Source organism: Pseudomonas sp. GW821-FHT04D07, from assembly GCF_059420225.1.
Window position 1 is genome coordinate 41,053 of record NZ_JBWKTH010000035.1, and the last position, 21,699, is coordinate 62,751.

The window sequence follows — 21,699 nt, forward strand, 5'->3', positions numbered from 1 at the left end:
GAAAACCGAAGCGTTGCTGCCGCTGCACCACCACCAGAGCTCCCACGGCAAACCAGAACTCAACCTTGTGCCAGGGGAGGCACCCGAGTCACTTACACTGATGCGACAACCACCTTGAAAACGGCCCGGAGCGTTATACTCGCACGGGCTTAAGCTAGTAAATTTTTGCTTTCCAGTATGCAGGATGAAAAAATCATGACTAAAAAAAACAACTCAAACATATCACCCCCCCAAGCAGACGATGCTTTTCTGATGCAGCTAAAAAGAATAATTAAAAATTTACGCACCGATATGTTTTCAAAATTCAAACGACACGTATCGATAAACGACCTGCTTTCTGACAGATGGGAGACGGCCAAATTCTATGGCTTCGGAGAAGGAACATCCTGCTATAACAACGTACTCGTCATTGGTGAAGTAAAAGTCGGCTCCAACACGTGGATAGGACCAAATGTTGTACTGGATGGCTCTGGCGGACTTGAATTAGGAAGCTACGTCTCTGTTAGCTCTGGCGTCCAGATATACACACACCACACTGTAGAGTGGAGCACCTCATTCGGTAAAATAGAGCCGAGCCGAAAACCAACCAAAATAGGTGATGGCGTTTTTATTGGCCCAAACTCCATAATCCAAATGGGGGTTAACATCGGCGATGGCGCAATTATTGGAGCCATGAGTTTTGTGAATCGTGATGTCCCAAGCGGTTCAAAATTTTTTGGTGTCCCGGCAAAAGAGATGGGCAGCTGACAACTAAGCCACACGAAGCCCTTCGTTCAATGCAAAGATAATGGAGTGCAACGCGGCCTCATCAATATACGGATGCATCGGCAAGCTCATGACACGGGAAGCAGCAGAATCACCTACAGGCAGCTCGGCCATCTCATCCTTGACTGCCGGCTGACGATTGAGAGGGATCGGATAATGCACGGCGGTGGGCACACCGAGCGCCTTGAGGCGTTCCTGGACCTGATCACGTGCATTGACCTGTACCGTGAACTGGGCCCAAGCGCTGCTGTTGCAAGCCTCTACATAGGGCGCGGCAATTCCAACCTCACCGAGCAACGCGCTGTAACGCTCAGCTACCCGCTGACGCAGCATCAGTTCCTCGGCGAAGATCTCCAGCTTGGGCAAAAGAATGGCCGCCTGCAGCGTATCCAGGCGACTGTTCACCCCAACACGCACGTGGTGGTAGCGACGATCCTGGCCATGGCGGGCAATTTGACGCATAACAACAGCCAGCTTGTCGTCATTGGTAAAGAGCGCCCCTCCATCACCGTAGCAACCCAGGGGTTTACTTGGAAAAAAGCTGGTGCAGGCGATAGTCGTCAAATTGCAGGAACGACGTCCCTTGTATGTTGCACCAAAGCTTTGCGCCGCATCCTCAATCACCGGAATTCCATATTTGGCAGCGATGGTGTTGATCGCGTCAAAATCCGCACATTGTCCATACAGGGAGACCGGAATGATAGCCTTGGTACGCGGTGTTATCGCCGCCTCCAGCAGAGCCGGATCAAGGTTGTAGGTGCGCGGATCAACGTCGACGTAGACTGGCTTGGCGCCCAGTAGAGCAACGGTTTCCGCGGTAGCGATATAGGTGAAGCCCGGCGTGATCACTTCATCGCCCGGGCCTATGCCCAGGGCCATCTGGGCAATCTGCAATGCATCGGTACCATTGGCACAAGTGATGCAATATTTGGCCCCGACAAAAGCAGCGAGGCGTTCTTCCAGCTCCGCCACTTCCGGACCGAGGATGTATTGCCCATGAGCCAGGACACGCTGGATGCCAGCGTCGATCTTGTCCTTGATTCTGGCCTGTTGGGCCTTGAGGTCTATAAACTCGATCATTGCCCAGCCTCCTTGGTGAGCGTTTTACCGCTCAATACGTATCGCGTACCACTGTGCTCGCAAACAGCGACCCCATCACCTTCCAGCGGCAAGTCCAACTGCTCGCCGAACTCGCTCATCCAGCCGATTTGCCGAGCCGGTACACCCACCATCAAGGCGTACGCTGGCACGTGCCTGTTAATCACGGCCCCAGCACCGACAAAAGCGTACTCACCAATAGTGACACCGCAGATGATGGTGCAATTGGCTCCCAGAGTGGCGCCTTTTCCGACCAGTGTATCGAGGTACTCGCTCTTGCGCTCGATCAGCGAACGCGGGTTGTAGACATTGGTGAACACCATGCTAGGGCCGCAAAACACACCCTCTTCCAGGGTTACATTGTCGTAGACCGAAACGTTGTTCTGGATCTTGCAATTATCCCCAATGATCACCTTGTTACCGACAAAAACGTTCTGCCCGAGGGAGACACCTCTGCCGATACGCGCACCAGCGCAGACATGTACAAAGTGCCACACCCGCGAGCCGTCACCAATCTGCGCACCCTCGTCGACAATAGCGGAAGGATGGATCTGATAATTCATGCCTGCCTCAGCGACTCAAGGTTGCAAGGAAAGGGTGGCCCTCTTGGTTTTGCGGTGTAACGATGGCGGACGAACGAATGGTATTCACGGTTTCCACACAGTGGCGCGCATCTTCAAGGCCATAACCACGGCCGGCGAGAATCTCCCGGTAACTGGTGGTGTGCAGGTCGGTAAAGCCTTCGGAAAACTCCATCTCCTCACCGTCAACCGTGATGGAACGGTAAGTCGATTTCCGCCCCTTGACCGAATCCGGCAGATCCTGGGCATCAATCGAAAGGAACCAGCGTACCCGGGCCTTTTCGTACTCCAGATAGCCAGCAGCTTTGTAGTCATTGGCAAAGTGCACAACGTTACGCTGCAGCTTGCCGAAGATGAAATGCAGCATGTCGTAGAAGTGCACGCCGATATTGGTCGCGACCCCGTAGGACTTGCGCGGATCGCCCTTCCAGCTCTCCATGTACCACTTGCCCCGCGAAGTGATGTAGGTCAGCTCTACATCGTACTTACCGTCGCGGGCCTCACCGGCAACCTTCTCCTTGAGATCGAGAATAGCCTGGTGATGACGCAGCTGCAGGATGTTGTATACACGCTTGCCCGTCTCACGTTCGACCAGGGCAAGCTCGTCCAGAATTTCAGGGGTGGGTACCAGCGGCTTCTCGCAAATCACATCGCAACCAAGGCGCAAGCCTGCCGCGATATGCGCGTGGTGCAGGTAGTTGGGCGAACAGATCGAGACGTAGTCCAGGGCCGCGCTCGTATCGCGCTTGAGCTGCCAGGCGTGCTCGATGAAACGTTCGAATTCGGTAAAGAACTCGCTCTGCGGTGAAAGGCTATCAATGATCCCTACAGAATCATTGATGTCATAAGCCGACACCAGCTCGTTAGCCGTGTCTTTGATTGCGCGCATATGCCGTGGGGCGATGTAACCGGCGGCGCCGATAAGGGCGAAACGTTTCAAAGGGAGCACTCCAGCAATCAGGCTTTGATGATATGGGCTTCAGCGGCGCGGTATTTGCCTCGACTATCGACCACCAATCGCGCGTGCTGGCGAATTAGCTCATAGTCGAATTTATCGTGATCGGTGGCCAGAACAACGGCATCGAAGCCTGCAAGACTTTCAGCTGTCAGCGTCACGCTGGACAGATTGAAGTGGTGCTCGCGCATCTTGGGGAAAACCGGGACGTGCGGGTCGCTGTAAGCCACTACACAGCCCTTGGCTTCGAGCAACTCCATAATCTCGACGGAAGGCGACTCACGCATATCGTCTACGTTTTTCTTGTAGGCAATGCCGAGCACCAACACTTTACTGCCCTTCAGGGGCTTGCTGTCGTTGTTGAGGCCATCCATCAGCTTGCTGAGCACATACTCGGGCATGGCCTGATTGACCTCGCCGGAGAGTTCGATGAAACGCGTGTGCAAGCCGTACTCGCGAGCCTTCCAGGTCAAGTAGAAGGGATCGATGGGGATACAATGCCCACCGAGTCCGGGCCCCGGGTAGTAGGGGGTGAAACCGAAAGGTTTGGTCGCAGCCGCATCGACCACCTCAAAGATATCGATCCCCATACGATCGGCGACCACTTTCATCTCATTGACCAAGCCAATATTCACCGCACGGTGGATATTTTCCAGCAACTTGGTCATCTCGGCCGCCTTGGTGGAGCTGACGGGTACCACACGGTCAATCGCCTGCTCGTACAACGCAATGCCCACTTCCAGGCACGCCGGGGTATGTCCGCCGATCACCTTGGGAATAGTGCGAGTCTCAAAGTTCGGATTGCCCGGATCTTCACGCTCTGGCGAATAGACCAGGAAAATGTTTTCACCCACCTTCAACCCGGCTTCCTGAACGCGCGGAAGCAACTCTTCTTCCGTCGTGCCCGGATAGGTAGTACTCTCCAGAGAGACAACCTGCCCTTCACGCAAATAGGGCTTTATCGCTTCAGTGGTGTTGATCACGAAGCTCATGTCCGGTTCACGGTACTTGTTCAAGGGGGTCGGTACACACAGGATCAAGGCATCGCATTCGCTTGCCCGCTGGAAATCGGTGGTGGCCTCGAAACCGCTCTGCCGGGCGTTGCGTATTTTCTCTGCAGGAATATGCTCGATATAGCTTTGCCCCGCATTCAGCCGAGAGACCTTGGTCTCATCAATATCGATGCCTAGCACACGAAAGCCAATAGCACTGTAACGCAGCATCAGAGGCAGGCCGACATAACCTAGCCCGACGATACCAATTAGGGCCTCTCTGCTTTTGAACTTGCCAACACTCGCCTGCTTGATGCCCGACATCAGGTAAAACTCCCATTCGCTAATTCTTAAACGATTAACACTTCAACTCGCCAGAAATCACCACTCGTCGCTGATGTTTTCCTTCGCCTATCTGCCTTACAATTCCCGGGCAAGCACTCGCACCACCTCAGCCTCGCCATGCATCAGCCCCCCCTCTGACACTGCATTCATGTTACAAAATTAACAAACCCGTCCTGGCTGGCAGGATCCGAATAGCCACCCACACCGGAGATGCCTGCCTGCGGCGGTCATAAGCCTGGATTACCTAGCAGGAGGGGGCATCCTAAGCCTCGCAACCGAAAAAAGCCCATTATGCCGTTTATCTCATTGTATGGCTTCAAAGTAATTGACGACTCAACCGCAGGAACACGCGCCATTGCCAGCAGCTCGACAACCAGGGTAGCGGTTTCCGTCAGATGACGAACCATCGCCGGGGGGAATTGCTAGCTATCGAGGGTCGCCAACTGCTCGGAGCCCAAGGCACTTCAGCCCAATTTCACCCGCAGCAGTGGCAACCCGTCTAGGCCCCTAGCGGGTCAAAGATAACACTATCGAGCAGACGACAGGGCGCGTCGTTATCGCTTGTAAGAACTGGAGTACGAGGCCAAGGCTCAACTTAAGCGCTCGCTCAACGTCGGCAAAACCAACGCCCAAGCCCTCCCCTATCGCGGCAGTACCATGTACTGGCATCTCCCCTTCGCCTCATCAGCTTAAGACCACCCGCGAGACTACGCCAAAGATGCCAAAATAAAGGTAACACCACTTTCTTAGGCTCAGAAGGAGCGCATCACGGGGCACTTACCTTTTTGCTTCTGAGATCGATAAAAACAGATAGCAAAATCCCCCATAGGAAAAAAGTCATAATTCCCGGATAGGGTTGCCGCATACCTACTTTCAACATGTTATCTGCGAGCAAGAGAAAGAGAAACACACCCGTCACTCCAAACACGCGGGGAGAGGCACAGATCCTGAAAAAATTACATATCGAAAGATAGAGGGTAAACACCATCAAGCCTAGCAGAGGCAAGATCGCCAAAAACCCAAAATTATAGATGAAGTCAAGATAGTAATTGTGAGCACTGGGAAATTCCTTTCTATCTGGCGCACCGACGTGCCCCAACCAAAACGAACTAAAACTATCAAATATCCCGGACAGATAAAACTGCCAATACACCCATCGCTCCGTTCGATTATTAAGCCCCTCCACCGACACCTTACTACCTAACAAATCATAACCAAGCTTCTTAGCGAGAAACTCAGGATTCACCAGAAAAATACAGCCAAGAAAAATACTCAAAAAAACAATCAACACAACAAAAAGTCCGTAACGGACGTTTTTTCGAAAAAATAAATTACGTAAGAAATAAGCCAACGCCCCAACCGCCATTAAACCACAAGCAAGTAGCGAAATCGAAAATGACACATACACCCCCATAATGGCCGACAACACCATAAGACCGGGGCGATAAGCTGGCGCCTCCTCGGATAGAGAGAACAACGCGATTACAAACCCCCCTGCAAAAATCACCGGAACATACTGCAAGTGCTGATAGATACCAAACACATAAACTGATGGAGAAAGAAACACCAGGCCTTTGGTCAGCGTGGATAGTATCTCCAACGGCACGACAACCAACAATATTATAAACAATATCCTAGCCATGTAAAAAATAGAGCCTTTCCTCAACCCGTATTGCTGCCCAAGCACCAGCGCAAATACTGGAAGAATATACTGAACAAGTAAAACCAGCTTTGCCTGAACCTCAGCACCGTCAATTCTTGCCAGCAACAAACTTGTAAACAACATGCCCAGGAATAGAAAAAACACGGTAATCAATGCCAGACGGGCTTTTGAATACCCGCCCAATACAACAATACCGGCATAACATGCCAACACCGACACGGGAATGGGCAATAATGCTAATTTTCCGCCACTGGAAAAATAGTCTCCGCCCTGATAAATCCCTCCAGAGAGCTGAAAAAACAAAGGAAAAAACAATAAAAACACCAACCCCTGCAACACCCATCGCTCAGTAAAGCCTAATCCCCTGTAGCTAAAAAGCGCCCCCCTCTCACTAAAATAAAAAACCAACGACAGCATGGCGCTCAGCAAATAAAGCACGGCCAACGAAGACACACCCACCCCGTAATAAAGAAATGGGATACAACCAATGAGCAGGATATTGGCCAACAGATCGGATCCAAAAACATCTTGCCCCTCACCGTGCTGTAAAAGCCGCAACCGGACCTCTTGAGCTTTCACCATAATCCCCCCACCTATCAGCGAGCAGCCCACCGCATACCAAAACAAAAGATCCTTCCCTACCCACAACAACGCTCCCGGTCGCAGCAATGCAACGCCTACGATCAACAGTCCAACAACTAACGAAAAGCCAATTAATAAGCTCACCAAACGAGACATTCTATGACCTGCGCCCTGCGAATGTTTCTGGCTGTATACCAAGGTAGGTCCCAGCGCCTGGGAAAATACCGCCCCGAGAATACCTCCAATAGCAAAGGCCGAGAAAAGATCGCCTGCTACCTGCCTCCCGGTCAATAGAATAATAAAGAGCCTAAAGACATAAACTGAAACACCAATCACTGCTGTCGAACCAAAGTGAGGCAACAGGAGCGTCAAGCGCCGTTCCTTGTAGAGAGGATCCTTAAACGCTACTGCAAACATACTCGGACGAATGCACCAACAGAGTGGCGACACAGCCCATACAGCTAACACCCAGTAACTAATAGACTTTTCAAGAGTGAGCGTCACCAAGACTAAAAAACCGCTCACTGCTTGAGTCAAAAAAGAACGTAACGCCTGTGCGGAGCGTTGCTCATACTCTTGCTCACAGAGAAACACTTCTGCCAGCCACTCGCATGCACGACGCGCAACCAACAGCAGAACCATCAACCAACCGGATGCCACCAAGCCAATGCTCAACATAAAAGCTAAAGCACAGAGCGGAAGCACTAAAAAACAGCGCAAACGTAATATATATGCGCTCTCTATCTGATTATTTCCGCTCAGGATAAGACTCCGGGCATTTCCGGAAAATGAGTAAAACAGCGCTACCGTTGCGCCATGAACGATACCAAATTCCGCAGCCAGCTCAGGCTTACCAAATAGGCTCAACCCGATCATCACCAGCATCATAGCAAATGTATTCGCCATAAATGCGGCAGGAAAAACAAACAAACCCTTCACTGTATCTATACTCAAAATACCAACCCACTAAATATTAATACGCACCAAGTTGACACTTAAACCCCACACTCGAAAGCCGACCCAACGAGCCACCTTCTAAATAAAAACACTTCCACACCCGGATAAAACTATTAAACCTCAACAATTTAACTCCAAAGCAAAGCTTTTTCATGTTCACACAACACCCTACCCTTGTCAAAGCCTCGATCAAAACAAGCTTGAACTGGCCACCCCTTACCCACCTTACAAAGTCGCAGAATATATATCCGAGCCCCCACACGACTCAATGCCCCTGGCGACAAGGATGGCGTGCGTCCGCACCAAGCTTACCGATCAGCTTTGGATCACTCGAAGCCGACGACCGTCCCGTTGATTGATGGCGGCAAATCGACATGACAACTGAGCCAGGCACACTCTTCTGAGGCAAGGTCAATATGTTAGGAGCTTACCACCTCGCCTGCGACAGTAAGACAGAACAAGCATAGCCCATCAGGCGAAAGTGCTATTTGCGAGATATTCGCACTAGCAGCCAGAAAGAATTCAGCAAAACCAAGAAATATTTTTCCGCCTTGCGACATACAACGATTCGGCTGCCACCATGAACGAGCCCCATGAAAGACAGGACACCTTTCTCCCCTTAAGATAAGGGATAGGCAAACGGGTATGTTTATGACTAACAGCAACGATAAGGGTGGTGAGCTGCTCGGCCAGGAACGCCGACGCCGCTGGAGCACTGACCAGAAGCTGGCCATGGTTCGCGAGAGCCTTGAGCCTGGGCAAAGCGTGTCCGTGGTTACCCGGCGCAACGGCATCAACGCCAACCAGCTGTTCCTGTGGCGCAAGCTGTACCAGGGCGAAAGCCTGTCGGCGGTTAGTGCTGGCGAGGCCGTGGTGCCGGCGTCCGAGCTGAGTGATGCACTCAAACAGATCCGCGAATTGCAACGGATGTTGGGCAAGAAGACGATGGAAGCGGAAGTCCTCAAAGAGGCCGTGGAGATCGCCCGGTCGCGAAAATGGATTGCGCACTCACCCTTGTTGCCGAGGGACGACCAGTGAAACTGGTCAGAGAATGTCTCGGTGTGTCGCGCTCGCAATTAACGGTTCGAGGCAAGCAATCGATATCGCCCGTCGCACGGCGACGCCGGCTCGTGAACGATACGGAATTGGTCGCCGAGATTAAGCAGCAAGTCAGCGAACTGCCCGGCTATGGCTACCGTCGCGTCATGGGCTTGTTACGCTGCGAGCGTGAAACCCAGTCGTTGCCACCGATCAACGTGAAGCGGGTTTATCGGGTCATGCGTGATCACGACCTGCTGCTGGCGCGGCGTATTAAACAGCCAGGCGTACAGCGCCGGCATGAGGGCCGCATCGCCGTCACCACCAGTGATACACGCTGGTGCTTGCGGATTCCACGCCATCCGGACACTCAGTCCACCAACATCCGGACACTCGTTCCACGCTCATTCGGACAGGCAGTCGGAGCGCAGCGACGCAGGTTTGCATTGTTAGTCTGAAGTCCCTGTTGCCGTCAATTTCGTTGCTCGTCTGCGCATCGATTCGCCTTTCAGTTCGATTCGATAAGCGTTATGCACCAGCCTGTCTAGGATCGCGTCGCCCAGGGTCGGATCACCGATCAGTGCGTGCCATTTGTCCACCGGCATCTGGCTGGTGACCAGCGTCGAGCGGTTGCCGTAGCGGTCATCTAGCAGTTCAAGCATGTCGCGACGTTGCGCGGCGGTAAACGGCGCCAAGCCCCAGTCGTCCAGGATCAGTAGGTCGGTCTTGGCATACCCCGCCATTAGTTTGGCGAAGCGTCCATCGCCATGGGCCAGGCCCAGCTCCTCCATCAGGCGCGGCAGACGCAGGTAACGGACGCTGTAACCATCTCGACAGGCCTTGTGGGCCAGTGCGCAAGCGAGCCAGGTTTTGCCCACGCCGGTGGGGCCGCCGATGATCAGGTTCAGGCCGTCGCGCAGCCATTGGCCGCTGCCCAGTTGCAGGATCAGGGATTTGTCCAGGCCACGCGGGCTGCGGTAGTCGATGTCTTCCAGGCAAGCGTTATGACGCAGTCGGGCGGCTTTGAGTCGAGTGGTCAGGCGGGCGTCTTCGCGCTCGGTCAGCTCGCGGTCGACCATCAGGCCGAGCCGTTCATCGAAGCTGAGGTCGTTGATATCGGGCGTTGCATGTTGCTCGCCGAGCGCCTTGATCATCCCGTGCAGTCGTAGGGTTTGCAGCTTGTCGAGTGTCGGATTGGGCAGCATGTTCGTGTTCCTTTTTCAGTCAGTGGTAGTAGCCGGGGCCACGCAGGTTGATGTGCTCGTCGGGCAGCAGCGGCAGGTTTTGCTGGGCCAGTGGCAGTCGTTCCAGCCCTTGGCGCAGGATCGATTCGAGGCTTTTGTAACTGCATGCGCCCAGTGCCAGCGCACGCTGGCAAGCGGCTTCCAGCCGCTCTTCGCCGTGCTGTTTGCTCAGGCGCAGGATGCCCAGGCAGGCACGGAAGCCGTGTTGCGGATGGATTCGTCGTTCAAGGATGTAGGCGATGACGCCAGTGGTGTTGGGCCCCGTCTGCTCGGCCCAGCGGATCAGCCGTTGCGGTGTCCACTCGGCATGTTCGCGGTGGCTCTTGGGCATGTGCTCGGTTTGAGTGGTGTGGCGGCCTTTGTGCAGCGAGCGCAGGTGGCTGGCCACACGCTGGTTGGCGTGGAAACACTCGACGGTCTGCGCCGTCAGCCGCACTTCGAGTTGGTGCTTCACCAACTGGTATGGCACTGAGTAGAAGTGACCGTCGACCTCGACGTGGTAGTCGATGTGGACTCGCACCTTTTTCCATTCGGCATAGACGTATGGGTGCTCCGGCAGCGCTTGCAGCGCCGGTTGGTCGAGGGTCACGAAGGCTGACCGGCGTGAGCCGGGCAGCTTCTTGAAGGGCTTGTGATTGAGGCGATCCAGTAGCAGTCCGATGGCTATGTTGAGTTCGCCCAACGAGAAGAACTGGCGGTTGCGCAGCACCGCCAGGATCCAGCGCTCGACCACTTGGACGCCGACCTCAACCTTGGCTTTATCCCGAGGCTTGCGGGAGCGAGCAGGCAATACGGCTACGCCGTAATGCTCGGCCAGGTCGCGGTAACTGGGGTTGATATCCGGTTCGTAACGGTGAGCCTTGGTAACGCCGCTGCGAAGGTTGTCGGGCACCAGGATCTGCGAGGTACCGCCGAGAAAAGCGAAGCAGCGCACATGCGAGCCCAGCCAATCAGGCAACTTCTGCGACCAGGTGGCTTCGGCGAAGGTATAGCTGGAGGCGCCGAGGACGGCGACGAAGATCTGTGTCTGGCGGATTTCGCCGGTTCGCCGGTCGATGACCGGCACGGTCTGGCCCGCGTAATCGATGAACAGCTTTTCGCCGGCGCGGTGCTCCTGGCGCATGACCACGTCGACCTTGGCAGCCCAGAGGCGGTAGTGCTCGCAGAACCAGCTGTACTGGAAGCCTTGCGGGTGAGCGAGTCGATACTCTTGCCAAAGCAGGGCCAGAGTGACGCCGGGGCGGCGCAACTCGGCATGGACATGAGTCCAGTCCGGAGTCGGACGTTGATCGCTGGGTGCAGGCACTGTCGGCGGAAAAAGGCACCGATTCAGTTCAGCATCGGAGAGATTGATGGGCCATTTGAGGCCGCTAGCAGCGAAGCGGCAAAGGTAATCTCCCGCACTCGAATGGCCGATACACAAGCTTTTCGCAATCTTGCGCACGGACAGGCCGACGTCGAACTTTAGGCGCAGTACCTCTCGGATTTTACGCATGGATATACGCTCAACGACGACCTCTTCGCTTCGAGAAAAGAGGCCGATGGTAGTGAATAATCCTGCGTTGCTGCCTGCCTGAAAGTGTCCAGATGGCCGTGGAATCGGTGTCCGGATGCTCGTGGAATGAGTGTCCGGATCAGCGTGGAATCAGTGTCCGGATGTTGGTGGAATGGGTGTCCGGATGGTCATGGAATCCGCACTGGTGCTCGGACGGCTTCGAGTTCCGCTGCGACGACGGTGCAAAGTTGAGCGTAACCTTTGCTCTGGACTGCTGTGACCGCGAAGCCATCGGCTGGGTTGCCAGTCCGACGGGCTATAGCGGCGATGACATCCGAGACTTGATGTTGGAAAGCGTGGAGAAGCGTTTTGGCGACCAACTACCGAACACGCCCGTGCAGTGGCTGAGCGATAACGGCTCAGCCTATATCGCCGAGCAGACCCGCTTGTTTGCCCGCCAGATCGGCTTGCAGCCGGTGACCACACCGGTACGCAGTCCGCAAAGCAACGGTATGGCGGAGAGTTTCGTGAGGACGATCAAGCGAGATTACGTGGCGCACATGCCCAAGCCTGATCGAGAAACAGCGCTGCGCAATCTGACGATTGCCTTCGAGCATTACAACGAGCAGCATCCGCACAGCGCGCTGAAATATAGGTCGCCGAGAGAATTTAGGCGCTTGGCAGCGGCATCAATTTAACGGGGAGTTGGTGTCCGATCTGGTAGGGGCAAGTCCAGTGGGGTTCATGGATCGCATACGTTGCGTGGAAGATATGGTCCACGCTGAGCGTGACCTGGGAGTGGCTGTCGGAATCGCGCACATCACCGATGTAGAACTTGACCTTGTCGCTCGCCAGCACATTATTGCGAATAGATATCAAACACATCAGCCAACATAACAATAGAAAGTGTGCCGGCACGTGGCCAGCACCTCCATCATTTTACTTTTTTCAGATACCCATCCGGAGCTACGGAAATCAGTAACTTGTGGTCTATATTCTTGTCAATTTCAAAACCGTCATGCGACTTCAAATACTCGTGAACAGCCGATTTAGGGCTATTACCCGCGCCCCAAGATCGGTCCACTATCAGGTCTTTTGGCATATCTTCAATCAGGGTATCGAAGACTACGCAATAACTGCCAACGCTGACGAGCCCCGCATAAGCCTCAAGCTCAGCAAGGACATGATCATGCGTATGATTAGAATCCAGGCAGACCAATACGCGTTTATAGCCTTTCGCATACTCCCGAACCTTGGAGATCGTATCTTCATCGATACTCGACCCCTGGATCATTTCAATCATGTTCGACATCGGGTGCGCTTTGATCGCATCATGATTGTGCTGGCGAATATCGATGTCGATGCCAAGCACACGACGTTTGCTTGCCCGTGGATCGAGGCTGACACCCTGCTCGACGGCCTCGCAGTAATCAAGCATCGCCAGCATGGAGGCACTGAAAATCAAGGACCCGCCATGGGCGATCCCGGTTTCGATGATCAGGTCCGGCTTGATATCCCAGATCAGTTCCTGCATCGCCCAGGTATCGTTGGGGAACTGGATTGCCGGGCGACCGAACCAGGAAAAGTTATAGGCCCACTTGTGTCGGCTGATTTCACGAACCCAAACCCGGGACAAGGCTTGCAGATCGGTGTCAGCTCCCAGCGCTTCAATGTTCTCTGCGACTTCCTGACGAAACTGCTCATGCGGGTTCATTTTTAAAACTTCTCCAATCTGTAGTTCCAGAATTTATAGACTCAAGTCCCAGCTTGCCGCAGTTCGCCACCAGGTCCAGGGCAGAAACATACGGCGTAAAGTCGCCATGTGCCTGAGGATAAGGCGTGCAGTTATAGGTCATATATTCGACAGCGACCCCTGAACGCTCGAACAGCTCGTGATCGAGGTAGCGGCTGGCACCATGGCCCGTAATATATTTGTCCCCGTCCAGGCATTTGACCACGGACAGGACGCGATCGCTGCTACTTCCCGGGATATCCAGCGACTCCACGTCAATAAAACGACAATGGCTATCCAGGCCAAAGTACTCGACCAGTGCCATCAAGGATGCTCGAGCCAGTGCTCCGACATTGGCGTAATCCGCCGCATAGACCCCTTCAACGAGCTCAAGAGCGTCTCGACGAAAGGGAGCATTCGCCAGGCTGCTTTCCAGCAATGCCAGGTGAGCATCTCGCCATTTCGCGCTGGGCGGCACCTGCACCTCATTTATTTTTTGTCCAAGATGAAGATCCACCAGGGGAACCGCCATCCAGCGCATACCCTGAGGTGTCTTGACTTGTACCCGATTGACAAAACTGCCCTTTGAGAACTGCACGTCGTCGTAATGAACAAAAACGTCAGCCAGGCGTACTTGCTCCAGGAGCCCTACCCATGGAAAAAGCATCGATTGTGAAATGACGATGTTCATAACCCACTCAGCTCAAAAAAAGTTCCATAAGCACCACATCATGCCATGCACCGGAAATGAACACGTGATTCGAGAGCTTCCCACAGTGCTTGAAACCGGCCTTTTCATAACATCTTATTGCCGCGGCGTTATCGCCCCTGACCTTCAGCCAGATCTTGCTCAACCCCCAGGTATCGCGCATGTAGACACTGGCCAGGGCCAGTACCTCAGGGCCTATACCTCGTCCCTGGGCACTGGAAGCCAGGCAAATGCCCAACTCTGTGTTCCGGCTGACGAAATCGGTATTTTTGAACTGCAGAAAGCCCAATGCCTTGTCATCGGCAGGATCTGCCAAGATAAAAATGAAGCTGTCGCTGGCCCCGGAAAAACCTTTCAGCCACTCACGCACCTGACTTTCATCACTGCCCCGTGGACGGGCCAACAATTGAGCCTGGAGCGAAATATCGTTGCGCATGCCGCGCAACAACGGCAGGTCAGCCTCTTGCCAAGTGCGGAGCAGGACGTTTTTCCCAACGATCATGCCGATTGCTCGTCCAGATACACCAGGGAGATATCACGATCTTTCAGCCAGCTCAAACCGTCGATGATCGCGTGAGCGATGCTGGGATTCAATCCCACATAAAGCACCTTCACATCCTCTGGCAGTGAATCAGGGGCAAGGATCGGCTTGCCGAACAGCGCTTTGCCCTGCTGGAAAGGACTGGCATCCAGGAAGCAGCTGACCTTATCGAAGTCATTCATTGCACTTGCAATATAGGCGCCGTAGAAGCCCGACCCATAAATGGCCTTGGTGACACCGGCATGAGCTTTCGAAGTTTCGGAAATACGCAGGTTGACCGACTCCCAGTAATGAGCCAACGATTCCGACGCCTTGATCGTTTCAGCGATCTCGAAAGCTATTGGCTTCTTGCTACCTTTACGAGCAGTAAAGACAAGAGCGCCCCGATGCGCGGCGGCGTCGATCTGGATATCGGTGAATCCGGCAGCGTCCAGCAAATAGGCCAGTGAAGGCGTGGTGAAATGGTTGACGTGATCAATCACCACAAAATCCGCGACGTTGCCGAAAGTGTCAGGAACGATGCCATAGAATACACCACCGTCCTTGAGCAAGGCGTGAACCTTTTTTACCGTGTCGATAGGCTCAGGGATATGCTCCAGGGCGAAGAAAGAGGTCAGCACATCAAAGTTCGAAGCCCAGGATTGAGGCGTCGTGTGAATCGCGTAGTTTTCGGTACTGACGAACTTCTCCCAGTACTCTTTGTACATTGAGCTGACATCGAATAAATGAATATTCAGGTCGGTCCGTACGCTATTCAACTTCTTGAGCGTGGAGGCCTTCGCGCAACCATAGTCAAGAACAGTCGCGCCTTCAGGTAAACTCAGCTTGCTCAGCAGAGTCGTTATCTGGTGGTCGGTACGGTAGATAATTTCACCGTCTTTGACCTCATAAATCTGATCTTCCTCTTCGTCACTCAGAAGAATTTTATAATCGGATTCATAATAAGCGACCGTGTCGCTAAAAGCTTCGCTGCGCAGATGCGAGCACACCGGGCACGACCAAACATTGACTTGTCCATCGCGAAGCTCACACAGCGAAGTCAGGGACTGATTCGAGTTGGCCGCGTAGAACGGCTTCTCGATCTCAGTGAGACAAACATTGCAGTGCATCATCTTTTACTCCGCGTGAAATAATTCTGGGTGTACGGCGCGAAAATCGACGCCAGCTGCATAGGACCCTTTCCAGCCATGCGAGCGGCCGACAGGATCTGCAAAATTGAAGTACCTGAACTGCATGGACCAGCGCGCCCTATCACTCTTGTTATAACCAGAACAATGCAAGAGCATGAAATCGATGATCACCAGATCACGTGGCGAAGTCAGGGGGGCGATCTTACTGTACTTCTCCAGGTACTGTTGCTCATCTTTGATCATCAACGCGTAGGCGCCAGCACGACCAGCACCTTCAGGGTCGGCGTTGCAGACAGGCAAGGCTCCCAGCTTATGCGATTCCGGGCAGAATGCCACCGGCCCCAAGGCCTCCGTCACACTGACCAGTGGGCTCCAGAAAACCAGCCCATCGACACTACGCAGCTGGGCAGGGTATTCCTGATGCCACATCGCACGATACTTATCCTCGAATGGGCAATCGATACGAATGCCGTAGCCTCCCGCTGCGATACCGGGGGTAGAACCTTGCCTCAATTCCGAAAACAGCGATTCATGGCACGGATGGGCGACCAGTCGCATGAAGGCGGGAATCTGCTTCACCGCATCATAGACCTCCCCTCCCCAGGAACGGTTTACCTTGATCAGATCCAGAAAGCCCTTGTCGAATGCCAGCGGGTCATAGGCACCTCTCTGGTCCGCGATACCGTGCCTGAGCATGACCTGACCAATGACCGTGTAGATACCGCGCTGGACCGCATCGATATCGCACTCGTCATAGAAATTCCGAATAATCAAAACACCCTTGTGTTCAAACTCGGCGATCTGTTCTGGGTTCAAGTATTTATTCATGGCACGCTCTGGATCAGGGTCTACGAACACTCGACCCATTCGAAGTTTTTACAGTGTCGAAAAAACCGAACACACCCGCTCCACCTCGGCAGTGGTGAGGTCGTGATAACTCGGTAGATTCATCGCACGCAGGGGAATGGAATAGGCGTTCACATTCTCAGGCCGCGCTTCGAACATCGGTAAGCTGGAGAGCGGATGGAAAAATACACGAGCATCGATATTGGCGGCTTGAAAAGCAGCCTGCAGCCGCTCACGACTCATCCCGGTATGTTCTGCAAACACCACCGTTGGCATCCACGCACCAATGAGCGTGCCTTCATGCTGTGCATTGAGCTCAATATCCGGGTACGACTTGAGCCGCTCCCGATAGAGCTCCATGATTGCCCGCTTACGCTGGATCAGGTCCTCAATTCGCTCCATCTGGGCACAGCCTAATGCCGCCTGAATATTCGACATCTTGTATTTGAAACCAACGACGTCCGGCCAGAACTGCTTGGTCTGCCCCCTTGCCCTGCCATGATTTGAAAGCGTCAGCACTTTTTCATACAGAGCGGCATCGTTGGTGACGAACATGCCACCCTCGCCGGTGGTCAGCGTTTTGGTGCCATGGAAGGAAAAGCTGCCAAAAGCGCCCATGCTACCGGCGCGCTTGCCGTGATACTCCGAGCCGATCGCTTCGGCCGCATCCTCGATAACGGGAATGCCGTGGCGCCGACCGATGTCCAACAAACGGTCCATATCACAGAGATTGCCGTACAAGTGTACCGCAACGATGGCCTTGGTCTTGGCGGTGATGGCGGACTCGACCCGCTCAGGATCAAGACACCAGGTATCGGGGAGAATATCGACGAACACGGGCGTAGCCCCGAGATGCTCGACAGGCGAGACGGTGGCGACCCAATTGGTGTCCGCCATGATCACTTCGTCACCCGGGCCTATGCCCAGGGCAGCCATCCCCATGTGCAACGCACCGGTGCAGCTGGAAGTAGCGATCGCATATTCAACACCGAGATGGGCCTTGAACGCATTCTCGAAACGCGCAATGTACTCGTAGCACTTATCGCCCCAGCCATTTCTGGCCGCGTCCGCAGCGTACTCGACCTCCAATTCGGTAATCGAAGGCTTGGTGTAGAAAATCCGCTCGCTCATTTGACCTCCAGCGTGGGAATGGCGGCGACAAACTGCCCTCCCCATTCTCTTACATAGCGATGATGGCCGATCACTTCATCGGCGATGTTCCAAGGCAGAATCACCACCGTATCGGGGTGGGTTTCCTTGAGTTTCTCTGGCGAATACACCGGGATATGGCTCCCAGGCAGATACTTGCCTTGCTTGGACGGCGCGGCATCACAGACATAGGACAAGAGATCGGGCTTGACGCCCGCATAATTCAACAACGTATTGCCCTTTGCCGCAGCCCCATAGGCGACGACCTGCTTGCCTGCACGCTTTTGCTCGACCAGGAAACTGAGCAGGCCATTCTTGACTTCATCGGCTCGTCCTTGAAAACCTTGATAAACCTCAAGATCACGCAGACCAAACTGCAACTCGGCATCCAGGATACGAACGATCCCAGGACTGTCGCTGCGCAGGTCTTCAGCGTGACAGCCATACACACGCAGGCTGCCGCCATGGGTCTGCAGCTCCTCGACATCGCAGACCCGCAGGCCGGCCAGGGCAAAGATCCGCTTTACGGTATAGAGCGACAGATAGGAAAAATGCTCGTGATACACCGTATCGAACTGAGTGTGCTGAATAAGACGCATGAGGTGCGGAAACTCAAGCGTAATGGTCCCGCCAGGCTTCAACGCAGCCTTCAACCCACGCGTGAAATCATTGATGTCGGGCACATGGGCAAAAACATTGTTGCCCGCGATCAGGTCCGCCTGACGCCCCTCGGATGCGAGTCGCTGACCCAGCGTCTCGCCGAAGAACTCACGCAACACCTTGATGCCAAGGTCCTCTGCCGCCGCGGCCGTGCTGGCAGTCGGCTCGATGCCCAGGCACGGTATATCGGCAGCGAGAAAGTTCTTCAACAGGTAACCGTCATTGGACGCCACCTCGATCACAAAGCTATCCGATCCCAGCGCCAGGCGCTCGATCATGGCTTTCGAATAGACGCTGGCGTGCTCCAGCCAACTGGTCGAGGTCGATGAGAAGTAGGCGTAGTCCTTGGAGAAGAACAGGTCCGCCTGGGCGTAATCTTCGGTTTGTACCAGCCAGCAGTTGTCACACACCTTGAGCTTCAGCGGAAAGTAGATTTCCGGCGCACTCAACTCCGCTTCGCTCAGATACGAATTGGAGGGAGGAGCAAAGCCAAGGTCCAGAAACGTGTGCTGTAGCGGCTCACAACAATGGCGACATTTCATACATGAAGTCCGGCGAATTCGTTAGATAGCAAAGCGTGATTCTTGTCGCGCTCGGAAAGATCGGTAACGGGCAATGGCCAAGTGATTCCAACTCGTGGATCGTCGTAACGCAAGGCCCCCTCGGCTGCCGGCTCATAGAAAGCCGTGTGCAGGTAGAGCAATTCGCTATCGGCCTCCAACACCTGAAAACCGTGAGCGCAACCTTGTGGAATCACCAGCATGCGACCGGTTTGCGGAGTCAGTTCTTCAGCGTGCCACTGCAGGTATGTCGGCGAGTCGGCGCGCAGATCAACCACAACATCCCATACGCGCCCCTTCAGGCAGCGGACCATCTTCATCTCCGCATGAGGCGGATGCTGAAAATGCAACCCACGCACGGCACCTACGGCGGTGGTGCGAGAATGATTGATCTGCGCAATGTGCAGCCCCCCCAAAGCCTGAGCCAGGCTCTTTTCGCAAAACAGGCGGCTGAACGCTCCACGGTGGTCCTGGTAAGGCTGGGTTTCAACCACCAGCGCCCCACCCAGGGTTGTGGGCCGAATATTCATGATTCGACCCAGATACAACCAGCCTCTGCTGCCGCGCGGATATACCGCGTCAGCTGATCACGGGTGATTGCTTGCCCCGTGGAGGACTGATGACGATACCAATCAGCGGTCATTTCCAGGCTCTGCTCCAGGCTCCAGACCGGCTGCCAACCCAGGCGCGCTCGGGCTTGTGCGCAGTCGAGGTAAAGCAGGTTGGCTTCATGGGGCTGCGCCACCGATGTCGTGTGCCAGGAGAGTTCGGGCCAGTGTTGCTGCAGCCCTGTCAGCACCTCCGCAACCGTACGATTGTCTTGCGCGGCAGGACCAAAATTCCAGCCGCCGGCAACCGACTTGTCGGATGCCAGAAGACGCTGGCCAAGCAGAAGATAACCGGACAGGCATTCGAGCACGTGCTGCCAGGGGCGTGTCGATTGGGGAGAGCGAATTTCCAGCGATTGGCCAGCTTGCACAGCCTTGACCAGATCGGGAATGAGCCGATCCTCGGACCAGTCCCCACCCCCGATGACATTGCCGGCGCGTGCAGAGGCGATCAACGGCGCGCCATCCGCCCCCCAGAACGCCTTGCGATAGCTGTCGACCACCAATTCACTGGCAGCCTTGGAAGCACTATAAGGATCATGACCGCCAAGGCGGTCATTTTCACGATACCCCCAAGGCCACTCTTGGTTGGCATATACCTTGTCCGTCGTGATCACGACCACCGCTCGCACACTGGGCGTCAGCCGGCAGGCCTCAAGGACGTTCGCCGTGCCCATCACGTTGGTCGACCAACTTTCCAGCGGGTCACGATACGAACGCCGAACCAGCGCCTGGGCTGCGAGGTGAAAAACGATTTCCGGCTGAGCCTGCTCGAACGCGCTGCGCACCACCGCCTGATCGCGGATATCACCACGCAAATCAATCGAAGCGTTGTTCAACAGATCCCAGTGAGCCGGTGCGCTCTCGGGAGCCAAACCGAGTCCCGTCACCTGCGCACCCAGTTCCGAGAGCCAAGTCGCCAACCAGCTGCCCTTGAACCCCGTATGCCCGGTCAGCAGGACCCTGCGGCCTCGATAGATCTCAGCGAACTGATTCATGCCCAGCGTTTCCAGGGTGGATTACCCTTGCTCCACAGGTCCTCGAGGTGATTCTTGTCTCGCAGAGTATCCATCGCCTGCCAAAAACCGCGGTGCTGGTAAGCCATGAGATTTCCCTCTTCGGCCAGCTGCATCAGCGGCTCGGCTTCCCAACTGGATTGATCGTCAGCGATATAGTCGATGACCGCCGGATCCAACACAAAGTAGCCGCCATTGATCCAGGCGCCGTCACCGGCAGGTTTTTCCTGGAAGCTGTTGACCCGACTGCCTTGCATGTTAAGCGCACCATACCTGCCCGGCGGCTGGATGGCCGTTACGGTAGCAAGCTTCCCGTGGGCATGGTGGAAGTCGATCAACTCTCGGATATTGACATCAGCCACACCGTCGCCGTAGGTAAAGCAGAACGGCTCGTTGCCAAGGTGCTCTCGGACACGCTTCAAGCGCCCGCCGGTCAAGGTATCCTCACCGGTATTGACCAATGTCACACGCCAAGGCTCAACATAGCGCTGATGGACTTCCATGGTGTTATTGGACATGTCGAACGTCACATCGGACATGTGCATGAAGTAGTTGGCGAAATACTCCTTGATCACATACCCCTTGTAGCCGCAGCAAATCACGAAATCATTGATCCCGTAGTAGGAATAGATCTTCATGATGTGCCAGAGAATCGGTTTGCCGCCGATCTCGATCATCGGCTTGGGACGCAGATGAGACTCTTCGGAAATACGCGTGCCCAGCCCACCCGCCAGAATTACTGCCTTCATGGGAAAACCTTACTACTGATGCCGATGAGAACCGCTGGTTGAATCGAAAGCGCGGCAGTGATCCTTGTTTGCACCAAGGCTCTACAAGGATAGGAATAGAAGAAGGTTTTAGCATGGCGATAGCGGGATGAATAGCCCGTCATCCCAGCCCATTTCTTGAATTCAAGCAAAAAAAAAGGCGCCCTGCTGGACGCCTCTTTTTTTTATATGGTCGGGGTAAGGGGATTCGAACTCCTGACATCCTGCTCCCAAAGCAGGCGCGCTACCGGACTGCGCTATACCCC

18 protein-coding genes and 2 pseudogenes are annotated in these 21,699 nt (G+C 54.6%); 3 read left to right on the forward strand and 17 right to left on the reverse strand.

Annotated elements, in window-relative coordinates; all coding sequences use genetic code 11:
* The first annotated feature begins 195 nt into the window (after positions 1-195).
* Positions 196-747: an acyltransferase gene (locus tag AC07T0_RS28040; RefSeq protein WP_495004227.1), complete on the forward strand. Its 552-nt coding sequence runs from the start codon at positions 196-198 to the stop codon at positions 745-747.
* 3 nt (positions 748-750) lie between these two features.
* On the opposite strand, the gene AC07T0_RS28045 is transcribed toward AC07T0_RS28040, so the two are convergent.
* The 5 genes from AC07T0_RS28045 to AC07T0_RS28065 all read right to left on the reverse strand — a co-directional run bounded on the left by AC07T0_RS28045 (position 751) and on the right by AC07T0_RS28065 (position 7,920).
* Positions 751-1,845 carry a DegT/DnrJ/EryC1/StrS family aminotransferase gene (locus AC07T0_RS28045; RefSeq protein WP_495004228.1) on the reverse strand — a complete coding sequence of 365 codons (1,095 nt, stop codon included), beginning with the start codon at positions 1,843-1,845 and terminating at the stop codon, positions 751-753.
* On the reverse strand, positions 1,842-2,426 hold the full coding sequence (gene wbpD / locus AC07T0_RS28050; protein WP_495004229.1) for a UDP-2-acetamido-3-amino-2,3-dideoxy-D-glucuronate N-acetyltransferase: 585 nt from the start codon (positions 2,424-2,426) through the stop codon (positions 1,842-1,844). The genes AC07T0_RS28045 and wbpD overlap by 4 nt, the downstream gene beginning before the upstream one ends.
* Positions 2,427-2,433: 7 nt before the next feature.
* A complete protein-coding gene (gene wbpB, locus AC07T0_RS28055) occupies positions 2,434-3,384 on the reverse strand; it encodes a UDP-N-acetyl-2-amino-2-deoxy-D-glucuronate oxidase (RefSeq protein ID WP_495004230.1) in 951 nt (316 codons plus the stop codon).
* A gap of 17 nt (positions 3,385-3,401) precedes the next feature.
* Entirely contained in the window at positions 3,402-4,715 is a 1,314-nt protein-coding gene (gene wbpA / locus AC07T0_RS28060; protein ID WP_495004231.1) for a UDP-N-acetyl-D-glucosamine 6-dehydrogenase, read from the reverse strand.
* 787 nt (positions 4,716-5,502) lie between these two features.
* On the reverse strand, positions 5,503-7,920 hold the full coding sequence (locus AC07T0_RS28065; RefSeq protein ID WP_495004232.1) for an O-antigen ligase family protein: 2,418 nt from the start codon (positions 7,918-7,920) through the stop codon (positions 5,503-5,505).
* A 669-nt stretch (positions 7,921-8,589) separates the two neighbouring features.
* Here AC07T0_RS28065 and AC07T0_RS28070 point away from each other — a divergent pair.
* Positions 8,590-9,015: pseudogene (locus AC07T0_RS28070) on the forward strand (transposase); the annotation flags it as partial.
* Positions 9,016-9,425: 410 nt separating this feature from the next.
* On the opposite strand, the gene istB reads toward AC07T0_RS28070, so the two are convergent.
* Together istB and istA are read right to left on the reverse strand one after the other, a co-directional pair.
* On the reverse strand, positions 9,426-10,181 hold the full coding sequence (istB, locus tag AC07T0_RS28075) for an IS21-like element ISPsy14 family helper ATPase IstB (RefSeq protein ID WP_177145424.1): 756 nt from the start codon (positions 10,179-10,181) through the stop codon (positions 9,426-9,428).
* A 19-nt stretch (positions 10,182-10,200) separates the two neighbouring features.
* Positions 10,201-11,715, reverse strand: a complete 1,515-nt coding sequence (gene istA, locus AC07T0_RS28080) for an IS21 family transposase (protein ID WP_495004233.1) — start codon at positions 11,713-11,715, stop codon at positions 10,201-10,203.
* Positions 11,716-11,909: 194 nt separating this feature from the next.
* Between istA and AC07T0_RS28085 the strand changes: the two are divergent.
* A pseudogene (locus AC07T0_RS28085) lies at positions 11,910-12,413 on the forward strand (integrase core domain-containing protein); the annotation flags it as partial.
* A gap of 236 nt (positions 12,414-12,649) precedes the next feature.
* Here AC07T0_RS28085 and AC07T0_RS28090 read toward each other — a convergent pair.
* Genes AC07T0_RS28090 through rfbF form a run of 10 tightly spaced genes read right to left on the reverse strand, consistent with a single transcriptional unit; the run spans position 12,650 to position 21,415 of the window.
* A complete protein-coding gene (locus AC07T0_RS28090) occupies positions 12,650-13,429 on the reverse strand; it encodes a cephalosporin hydroxylase family protein (RefSeq protein ID WP_495004234.1) in 780 nt (259 codons plus the stop codon).
* Complete coding sequence (locus tag AC07T0_RS28095; protein ID WP_495004235.1) at positions 13,416-14,138, reverse strand: WbqC family protein; 723 nt, start codon at positions 14,136-14,138, stop codon at positions 13,416-13,418. Before AC07T0_RS28095 ends, AC07T0_RS28090 begins: the two co-directional genes overlap by 14 nt.
* Before the next feature lie 7 nt (positions 14,139-14,145).
* Positions 14,146-14,658 carry a GNAT family N-acetyltransferase gene (locus tag AC07T0_RS28100; protein ID WP_495004236.1) on the reverse strand — a complete coding sequence of 171 codons (513 nt, stop codon included), beginning with the start codon at positions 14,656-14,658 and terminating at the stop codon, positions 14,146-14,148.
* Complete coding sequence (locus tag AC07T0_RS28105) at positions 14,655-15,809, reverse strand: class I SAM-dependent methyltransferase (protein WP_495004237.1); 1,155 nt, start codon at positions 15,807-15,809, stop codon at positions 14,655-14,657. Before AC07T0_RS28105 ends, AC07T0_RS28100 begins: the two co-directional genes overlap by 4 nt.
* Before the next feature lie 3 nt (positions 15,810-15,812).
* Positions 15,813-16,655 (reverse strand): phytanoyl-CoA dioxygenase family protein, encoded by an 843-nt coding sequence (locus AC07T0_RS28110; RefSeq protein WP_495004238.1) that lies wholly within the window; start codon positions 16,653-16,655, stop codon positions 15,813-15,815.
* A gap of 48 nt (positions 16,656-16,703) precedes the next feature.
* Positions 16,704-17,804, reverse strand: coding sequence for a DegT/DnrJ/EryC1/StrS family aminotransferase (locus AC07T0_RS28115; RefSeq protein WP_495004239.1), 1,101 nt, complete (start codon positions 17,802-17,804; stop codon positions 16,704-16,706).
* Positions 17,801-19,024, reverse strand: a complete 1,224-nt coding sequence (locus tag AC07T0_RS28120; protein WP_495004240.1) for a methyltransferase domain-containing protein — start codon at positions 19,022-19,024, stop codon at positions 17,801-17,803. Before AC07T0_RS28120 ends, AC07T0_RS28115 begins: the two co-directional genes overlap by 4 nt.
* Positions 19,021-19,572, reverse strand: a complete 552-nt coding sequence (locus AC07T0_RS28125) for a dTDP-4-dehydrorhamnose 3,5-epimerase family protein (protein WP_495004241.1) — start codon at positions 19,570-19,572, stop codon at positions 19,021-19,023. Before AC07T0_RS28125 ends, AC07T0_RS28120 begins: the two co-directional genes overlap by 4 nt.
* On the reverse strand, positions 19,569-20,648 hold the full coding sequence (rfbG, locus tag AC07T0_RS28130; RefSeq protein ID WP_495004242.1) for a CDP-glucose 4,6-dehydratase: 1,080 nt from the start codon (positions 20,646-20,648) through the stop codon (positions 19,569-19,571). The genes AC07T0_RS28125 and rfbG overlap by 4 nt, the downstream gene beginning before the upstream one ends.
* Positions 20,645-21,415, reverse strand: a complete 771-nt coding sequence (gene rfbF, locus AC07T0_RS28135) for a glucose-1-phosphate cytidylyltransferase (protein WP_495004243.1) — start codon at positions 21,413-21,415, stop codon at positions 20,645-20,647. The genes rfbG and rfbF overlap by 4 nt, the downstream gene beginning before the upstream one ends.
* Positions 21,416-21,699: the final 284 nt, after the last annotated feature.

What these genes read in the sequence shown, in the direction of transcription:
- AC07T0_RS28040 (WP_495004227.1), top strand. Translation starts at nt 196, where the DNA reads ATGACTAAAAAAAACAACTCAAACATATCACCCCCCCAAGCAGACGAT.
- AC07T0_RS28045 (WP_495004228.1), bottom strand. Translation starts at nt 1,845, where the DNA reads ATGATCGAGTTTATAGACCTCAAGGCCCAACAGGCCAGAATCAAGGAC.
- wbpD (WP_495004229.1), bottom strand. Translation starts at nt 2,426, where the DNA reads ATGAATTATCAGATCCATCCTTCCGCTATTGTCGACGAGGGTGCGCAG.
- wbpA (WP_495004231.1), bottom strand. Translation starts at nt 4,715, where the DNA reads ATGTCGGGCATCAAGCAGGCGAGTGTTGGCAAGTTCAAAAGCAGAGAG.
- istB (WP_177145424.1), bottom strand. Translation starts at nt 10,181, where the DNA reads ATGCTGCCCAATCCGACACTCGACAAGCTGCAAACCCTACGACTGCAC.
- istA (WP_495004233.1), bottom strand. Translation starts at nt 11,715, where the DNA reads ATGCGTAAAATCCGAGAGGTACTGCGCCTAAAGTTCGACGTCGGCCTG.
- AC07T0_RS28090 (WP_495004234.1), bottom strand. Translation starts at nt 13,429, where the DNA reads ATGAACCCGCATGAGCAGTTTCGTCAGGAAGTCGCAGAGAACATTGAA.
- AC07T0_RS28095 (WP_495004235.1), bottom strand. Translation starts at nt 14,138, where the DNA reads ATGAACATCGTCATTTCACAATCGATGCTTTTTCCATGGGTAGGGCTC.
- AC07T0_RS28100 (WP_495004236.1), bottom strand. Translation starts at nt 14,658, where the DNA reads ATGATCGTTGGGAAAAACGTCCTGCTCCGCACTTGGCAAGAGGCTGAC.
- AC07T0_RS28105 (WP_495004237.1), bottom strand. Translation starts at nt 15,809, where the DNA reads ATGATGCACTGCAATGTTTGTCTCACTGAGATCGAGAAGCCGTTCTAC.
- AC07T0_RS28110 (WP_495004238.1), bottom strand. Translation starts at nt 16,655, where the DNA reads ATGAATAAATACTTGAACCCAGAACAGATCGCCGAGTTTGAACACAAG.
- AC07T0_RS28115 (WP_495004239.1), bottom strand. Translation starts at nt 17,804, where the DNA reads ATGAGCGAGCGGATTTTCTACACCAAGCCTTCGATTACCGAATTGGAG.
- AC07T0_RS28120 (WP_495004240.1), bottom strand. Translation starts at nt 19,024, where the DNA reads ATGAAATGTCGCCATTGTTGTGAGCCGCTACAGCACACGTTTCTGGAC.
- AC07T0_RS28125 (WP_495004241.1), bottom strand. Translation starts at nt 19,572, where the DNA reads ATGAATATTCGGCCCACAACCCTGGGTGGGGCGCTGGTGGTTGAAACC.
- rfbG (WP_495004242.1), bottom strand. Translation starts at nt 20,648, where the DNA reads ATGAATCAGTTCGCTGAGATCTATCGAGGCCGCAGGGTCCTGCTGACC.
- rfbF (WP_495004243.1), bottom strand. Translation starts at nt 21,415, where the DNA reads ATGAAGGCAGTAATTCTGGCGGGTGGGCTGGGCACGCGTATTTCCGAA.